Annotated in this window: 7 protein-coding genes, 4 tRNA genes and 1 pseudogene; 1 reads left to right on the forward strand and 11 read right to left on the reverse strand. The window is 61.2% G+C overall.

Going from position 1 to position 5,625, the window contains the following annotated elements:
- The 10 genes and pseudogenes from A2J01_RS35465 to A2J01_RS27070 form a co-directional block, all read right to left on the reverse strand.
- Positions 1–86: pseudogene (locus A2J01_RS35465) on the reverse strand (50S ribosomal protein L11); the annotation flags it as partial.
- A 66-nt stretch (positions 87–152) separates the two neighbouring features.
- Positions 153–989 carry a transcription termination/antitermination protein NusG gene (gene nusG / locus A2J01_RS27030; RefSeq protein ID WP_064113967.1) on the reverse strand — a complete coding sequence of 279 codons (837 nt, stop codon included), beginning with the start codon at positions 987–989 and terminating at the stop codon, positions 153–155.
- 84 nt (positions 990–1,073) lie between these two features.
- Entirely contained in the window at positions 1,074–1,577 is a 504-nt protein-coding gene (secE, locus tag A2J01_RS27035; protein ID WP_064113968.1) for a preprotein translocase subunit SecE, read from the reverse strand.
- A 31-nt stretch (positions 1,578–1,608) separates the two neighbouring features.
- A tRNA-Trp gene (locus A2J01_RS27040) sits at positions 1,609–1,681 on the reverse strand.
- A 173-nt stretch (positions 1,682–1,854) separates the two neighbouring features.
- Positions 1,855–2,280 (reverse strand): (3R)-hydroxyacyl-ACP dehydratase subunit HadB, encoded by a 426-nt coding sequence (gene hadB / locus A2J01_RS27045; RefSeq protein WP_003941909.1) that lies wholly within the window; start codon positions 2,278–2,280, stop codon positions 1,855–1,857.
- The gene (gene hadA / locus A2J01_RS27050) at positions 2,267–2,821 is read right to left on the reverse strand and encodes a (3R)-hydroxyacyl-ACP dehydratase subunit HadA (protein WP_019744315.1); all 555 of its coding nucleotides are present in this window, start codon (positions 2,819–2,821) and stop codon (positions 2,267–2,269) included. Before hadA ends, hadB begins: the two co-directional genes overlap by 14 nt.
- 86 nt (positions 2,822–2,907) lie before the next feature.
- Entirely contained in the window at positions 2,908–3,075 is a 168-nt protein-coding gene (gene rpmG / locus A2J01_RS27055) for a 50S ribosomal protein L33 (protein ID WP_003941903.1), read from the reverse strand.
- 61 nt (positions 3,076–3,136) lie between these two features.
- A tRNA-Met gene (locus tag A2J01_RS27060) sits at positions 3,137–3,209 on the reverse strand.
- 45 nt (positions 3,210–3,254) lie between these two features.
- Positions 3,255–3,327: transfer RNA gene (locus A2J01_RS27065), tRNA-Thr, on the reverse strand.
- A 311-nt stretch (positions 3,328–3,638) separates the two neighbouring features.
- Positions 3,639–3,721 (reverse strand) — tRNA-Tyr (locus A2J01_RS27070).
- Between the two features lie 224 nt (positions 3,722–3,945).
- Between A2J01_RS27070 and A2J01_RS27075 the strand changes: the two genes are divergently transcribed.
- A complete protein-coding gene (locus A2J01_RS27075) occupies positions 3,946–4,437 on the forward strand; it encodes a YajQ family cyclic di-GMP-binding protein (RefSeq protein WP_003941854.1) in 492 nt (163 codons plus the stop codon).
- A 71-nt stretch (positions 4,438–4,508) separates the two neighbouring features.
- Here A2J01_RS27075 and htpX read toward each other — a convergent pair whose 3' ends face one another.
- On the reverse strand, positions 4,509–5,372 hold the full coding sequence (htpX, locus tag A2J01_RS27080; protein WP_007728460.1) for a zinc metalloprotease HtpX: 864 nt from the start codon (positions 5,370–5,372) through the stop codon (positions 4,509–4,511).
- Positions 5,373–5,625: the final 253 nt, after the last annotated feature.

Raw genomic sequence — 5,625 nt, forward strand, 5'->3', positions numbered from 1 at the left:
GGACCCACGGGAGGTGCAGGGTTAGCCTGACCTGCCTGGATCTGCAGCTTGATGAGCCCGGCGAGCTTCTTCTTCTTTGGGGGCATCTCTAGTTCCTAGTTTCTAGCTTGGGTGTGTGTCTTGCGTCGAACAAATTGCAAGTTTTGGGGTGGTCAGATCTTCGCGACCTGGTTGAAGTTGAGCTCAACCGGGGTTTCACGACCGAAGATCGACACGAGAACCTTGAGCTTCTGCTGCTCGCCGTTGACCTCGCTGATGCTGGCCGGAAGGGTTGCGAACGGGCCGTCCATGACGGTGACCGACTCGCCGACCTCGAAGTCGACCTCGATGAGGGGCTTGCCGAAGGACTCGGACGGTGCCTCGCCTGCTGCGACGGCGGCCGCTGCAGCCTGCTGCTTCTTCTGCTCCTGCTGCGGGAGCAGGAACTTGACGACCTCGTTGAGGGTCAGCGGCGAGGGACGCGACGTGGCACCGACAAAACCGGTGACACCAGGCGTGTTGCGCACGGCGCCCCACGACTCGTCGTTGAGCTCCATGCGAACGAGGATGTATCCGGGCAGAACCTTGCGGTTGACCTGCTTGCGCTGGCCGTTCTTGCTCTCGGTGACCTCTTCGGTGGGAACTTCCACCTGGAAGATGTAGTCGCCGACATCGAGGTTCTGAACGCGAGTCTCGAGGTTGGTCTTGACCTTGTTCTCGTAACCGGCGTACGAGTGGATGACGTACCAGTCACCCGGGGCGCGGCGCAGCGCAGCCTTGAGTTCGGCAACGGGATCCTCGACCTCGAGCTCGGCGGCGGGAGCGGCCTCGTCGGAGTTCTCGGCATCGTCGGAGATGACGTCCTCGGTCGCTGCAGCGTCTGCATCAGTGCCTTCGGCAACGTCTGCATCGGTGCCTTCGGCAACCACGACGTCTACTTCGGCTGCCGCCTCGGCAGAAACACGCTCTTCGGCCAAAGCCTCATTCGTGTCGTTCTCGGGGGTGCTCACTGGGGCACTCGCTTCCTCTCGTTACTCGGACCCGGGTCGGGTCTTGTCGCGCTCGCAGGCAAAGACGCCCGACTGCTACGGCGATCAGCCGAACAGCCAGGTGACACCCTTGATCACAGCGATATCGACGCCGCTGATGAAAGCGACCATGAAGACCACGAACGTCAGCACGACGCTGGTGTAGGTGATCATCTGCTTGCGGTTCGGCCAGATGACCTTACGGAGTTCTGCGATGACCTCGCGGAAGAATTTGCGCAGGCGCTTGAAGATGTTGTCCTTCTTCGCCTTGGGCTTCTTGCCGGGGTTCGTTGCAGTCGGCTTGGCCGAAGATGTCCGGGATGCCGTCCGGGCCGGAGTCTTCACGGTGGACGCGCTGACCGAGGCGCCGCGTGCAGCGCGCTTGCCGGTCGGCTTGTTGGAAACCCCACTGGATGCGGAGGGAGCCTTTTCGGCACCGTCCTTGTCCAACGAAAGATCGGAACGCGTAGTCGCGTCAGCTGCAGTGTCGTCGACACCGGTCGAATCGGCAGACAGTGAAGTCTCCGCATCCGAAGTGTCGGCGTCGCGCTTGGCGCGCTCCTCGCTCACGTCGTTCCTCTCAGTCGCTGGCATCCGGGGGCAGGGGCGACAGGACTTGAACCTGCAACCTGCGGTTTTGGAGACCGCTGCTCTGCCAGTTGAGCTACGCCCCTTTGGTTGACCTCGACAGGTAGACCCTGCCTGAATCAACCGTTCTGCGATCACACAACATACGCGCTACCCGAGGTGAATGTCTTGCAACATTCAGGGCAGCGCGCAGCGCTGAGGAATCCCAGAAATCTCAGTGTACTTCAAAGCCCCGGAACAAACACAATCCGCCCTGCGATCAGGCTAGACGGACCGTGGCAGTGGCACGACCGAAGATCTTCTTACCTTCGGACTTGGCCACAATTGCCAGTACTGCGGTCTTGCTTTCTTCGTCGATCGACTTCACCTTGGCGGTGAACTCGATCTCGGCAGCCTTGTCGGCTGCCACGATCACCGGGCTCGTGAACCGTACGTTGTACTCGGTCACTGCGCCCGGATCTCCCAGCCATTCGGTGACGTAGCCGGCACCGATGCCCATGGAGAGCATGCCGTGCGCGACGACGTCCGGCAAGCCGGCAAGTCGTGCGACCTCGTCACTGAAGTGAATCGGATTGGGATCTCCCGAAACACCCGCGTAGTTGGCGAGGTTTCCACGCGTCAGGGTGACGGACTTCTCGGGGAGAAGTTCGCCGACACTCACGTCGGAAAATTTACGAAGCGACATGCATCATCACGTCCTTGACTGCGTGGGCGATGTTCTCGTCCACTTCCCCACCCGTTCGAGCAACAAGCGTCGTCCACGTGGTGACGACGGCTTCGTCGTTCTGATCGGTGATGATGTTCTTGGTCACGATGATGTCGCTACCTGCGGCCTGCCTGAACGAATCCAGGAAGACGTCGCAGAAGAGTCGGTCACCGACCTGCATGGGCTTGTGCAGCACCAAGCGCTGATCGGTCTGAAGAATCTGACTCAAGTCGTAGCCTGTGACGATCTCTTCGAACAGACGTCGCTGAGCAATGGCACCCACGATGGCGACGAACGTGATGGGAGCGATCAGGCCGTCGTATCCGAGGCCCTTGGCTGCCGACTCGTCGTAGTGCGCGGGATGGGCGTCCTGGACGGCGCGAGCGAACTCGCGCACCTTCTCGCGTCCGACCTCGTAGAAGTCTTCGACACGATAGTGGTGACCGACCATCTGGACGGCATGAGCGGCCGGGTCCGTAGGGACCTCGGCCGCTGCCTGGTTCTCTTGCAAATCTGTCACGCGGTGAGACTCTCTTCTAGCTAGGACCCGAAGACGCAGGCCCAGAGAGGGTCTTCCGCGAAAATCGTCGTCCTGTTAAGGACTTACTACTTCGACTCGCGATGCGACTGGTGGGTTCCGCAGTTGGGGCAGAACTTCTTGAGCTCCAGGCGATCGGGGTCGTTGCGCCGATTCTTCTTGGTGATGTAGTTGCGGTGCTTGCATACCTCGCAGGCCAAGGTGATCTTGGGCCGAACGTCGGTCGAGGAGGCCACGGGATGCCTTCTTTCGGGTGTATCTGATTACGAGCAATCAGGGTGGATCATGCATATTGTGTAGCGGTGACCGGACTTGAACCGGCGACGCAACGATTATGAGTCGTTTGCTCTACCAACTGAGCTACACCGCCTCGGTGTCGAGTGTCGCGCGGAAAGCACGGCACCACAATCCAGCGAGCCCCCTAACGGAATCGAACCGTTGACCTTTTCCTTACCATGGAAACGCTCTACCGACTGAGCTAAGGGGGCGTGGCTCAGGAGCGCGTTGCCGCTCTCTTGAAGCCTCCGAAAGATTACACACGAACGAGCGCCAGCACCAAATCCGCTGGTCATCGGGGCAAAAATGGTGCCGGAGCCCATTGTTGCACCGATCGGGGCCGCTGGCGAGGGCTTTGCGTGAACCAACTTGACCCCGCACTCCCCCGAAGGCATCCCCAGAAGCACTCCCGAGGCCCCTGAGCCGCAGCCGACGCCGGCGTCACCAACGCCCACCCGACCTCGGAACAAGCACAAAAAAGTCAGCCCCGACTCTCGTAAAGAGAATCGGGGCTGACTTGGTGTGGCAGATGTAGGATTCGAACCTACGTAGGCATAAGCCGACGGATTTACAGTCCGCTCCCATTGGCCGCTCGGGCAATCTGCCGTGCTTGCACCAGGCTTCGATCCGGCGCATTCGCAAGTATATCGCGACGTGCGGCGGCCGAAAACGGCTTCCTCGGTGCGGTGAGAAGAATACAACGAACACACCCCCATTTTGCAAACCGGGTGGTAACGGGCGGTGCCGACCCGATAACGTCGAGGTGTCCACCGGTATGGAAGGTGGGCGGAACTCGATGTTCGTGAACTACCGGAAAGCGGGAGTGTGAAGTGGCTGATTCGTCCTTCGACGTGGTGAGCAAGGTTGACCGTCAAGAGGTGGACAACGCCCTGCATCAGGCTGCCAAGGAGTTGACCACGCGTTTCGACTTCCGAAACACGGGAGCGTCGATCGAGTGGTCTGGTGAAGAGACGATCACGTTGAACGCCGACACCGAGGAGCGACTGCTGGCCGCCCTCGACGTGTTCAAGGAGAAGTTGATCCGTCGCGACATCTCGCTGAAGGCATTCGATGCCGGCGAGCCGGCGCAGTCCGGAAAGATCTACAAGCTGTCCGGAACCTTGGTCCAGGGCATCAGCAGCGAGAACGCGAAGAAGATCACCAAGAAGATTCGCGACGAGGGCCCCAAGGGCGTCAAGGCGCAGATCCAGGGTGAGGAACTTCGTGTGAGCAGCAAGAAGCGCGACGACCTCCAGGGCGTCATCTCCCTGCTCAAGGGTGAGGACTTCGGGATCGCCCTGCAGTTCGTGAACTACCGGTAGTAGGGGCTGCGCCCCTGTGCGCCTTTTTGGTAGTTCCGACGACCAGAAAGGCTCACAGGGGCCGAAGGCCCCTACATCCCCGCCATCTTCTCCAAACGCTCGATCCGGTCCGCCATGGGCGGATGCGTCGAGAACAGCTTGCTGACCTTGTCCCCCGCTCTGAAGGGGTTGGCGATCATCAGGTGGGACTGCGCCGCGAGCTTGGGCTCAGGCGGCAACGGCGCGGCTGCGACGCCCGACTCGAGCTTGCGCAGCGCCGACGCCAACGCCAGCGGGTCACCGGTGAGCTCGGCTCCCGATTGATCCGCCTGGTACTCGCGAGAGCGCGAGACGGCCAGCTTGACCACGGTTGCCGCGATCGGTCCCAGTAGGGAGACGAGCAGCAGCGCGATCGGATTGCTTCCCTGCCCGTTCCCTCGGCCGCCGAAGATGCTCGCGTACATCGCGAAGTTGGCCAGGCCAGAGATGACGCTGGCCATCGCGCCGGCCACGGACGAGATCAAAATGTCCCGGTTGTAGACGTGGGAGAGTTCGTGCCCGAGCACGGCACGCAGTTCGCGTTCGTTCAGGATCTGCATGATGCCGCTGGTCACGCACACCGCGGCGTGCCGAGGGCTACGACCGGTGGCAAACGCGTTCGGGGCGTTCGTGGGGCTGACGTACAGCCTGGGCATCGGTTGGTGCGCCGTCGTGGCGAGTTCGCGCACGATCCGGTAGATCGCCGGTGCCTCGACCTCGGTGATGGGCTGGGCGCGCATCGATCGAAGCGCCAGCTTGTCGCTGTTGAAGTACACGTAGGCATTCATGCCGACGGCAAACAGAACGGATCCCCACAGAAGGAACGGGCTGTTGAACAGCGAGCCGATGAAGACGATCAGCGCCGACATCCCCACCAACAAGCCGAATGTCTTCGCACCGTTCGCGTAGCCGTGCAAACCGCTCACCTCTTGCCTCGCTGGAGCCGAAGGCTCACCTGAACTCCCCGGTGTATGCACCGGTTCTGTTCAGTCAACGAAGGACAGGGTCATCAGGGTTCCCACCCAGTGACTGTCGGGGTTTCCACCCGGTAGCCCGATTCGCCGAGGTGTCAGCCGACTCGTTCGATCGTGTAATCGACGAGACGCACGAGCGCTTCGTTGGCCGGTCCCTGCGGGAGCTCAGCCAACTGAGCTTTCGCCGCGACGGCAT

Origin of the sequence: Rhodococcus sp. EPR-134 (assembly GCF_001647205.1) — a bacterium.
Lineage (GTDB): Bacteria > Actinomycetota > Actinomycetes > Mycobacteriales > Mycobacteriaceae > Rhodococcus_F > Rhodococcus_F qingshengii.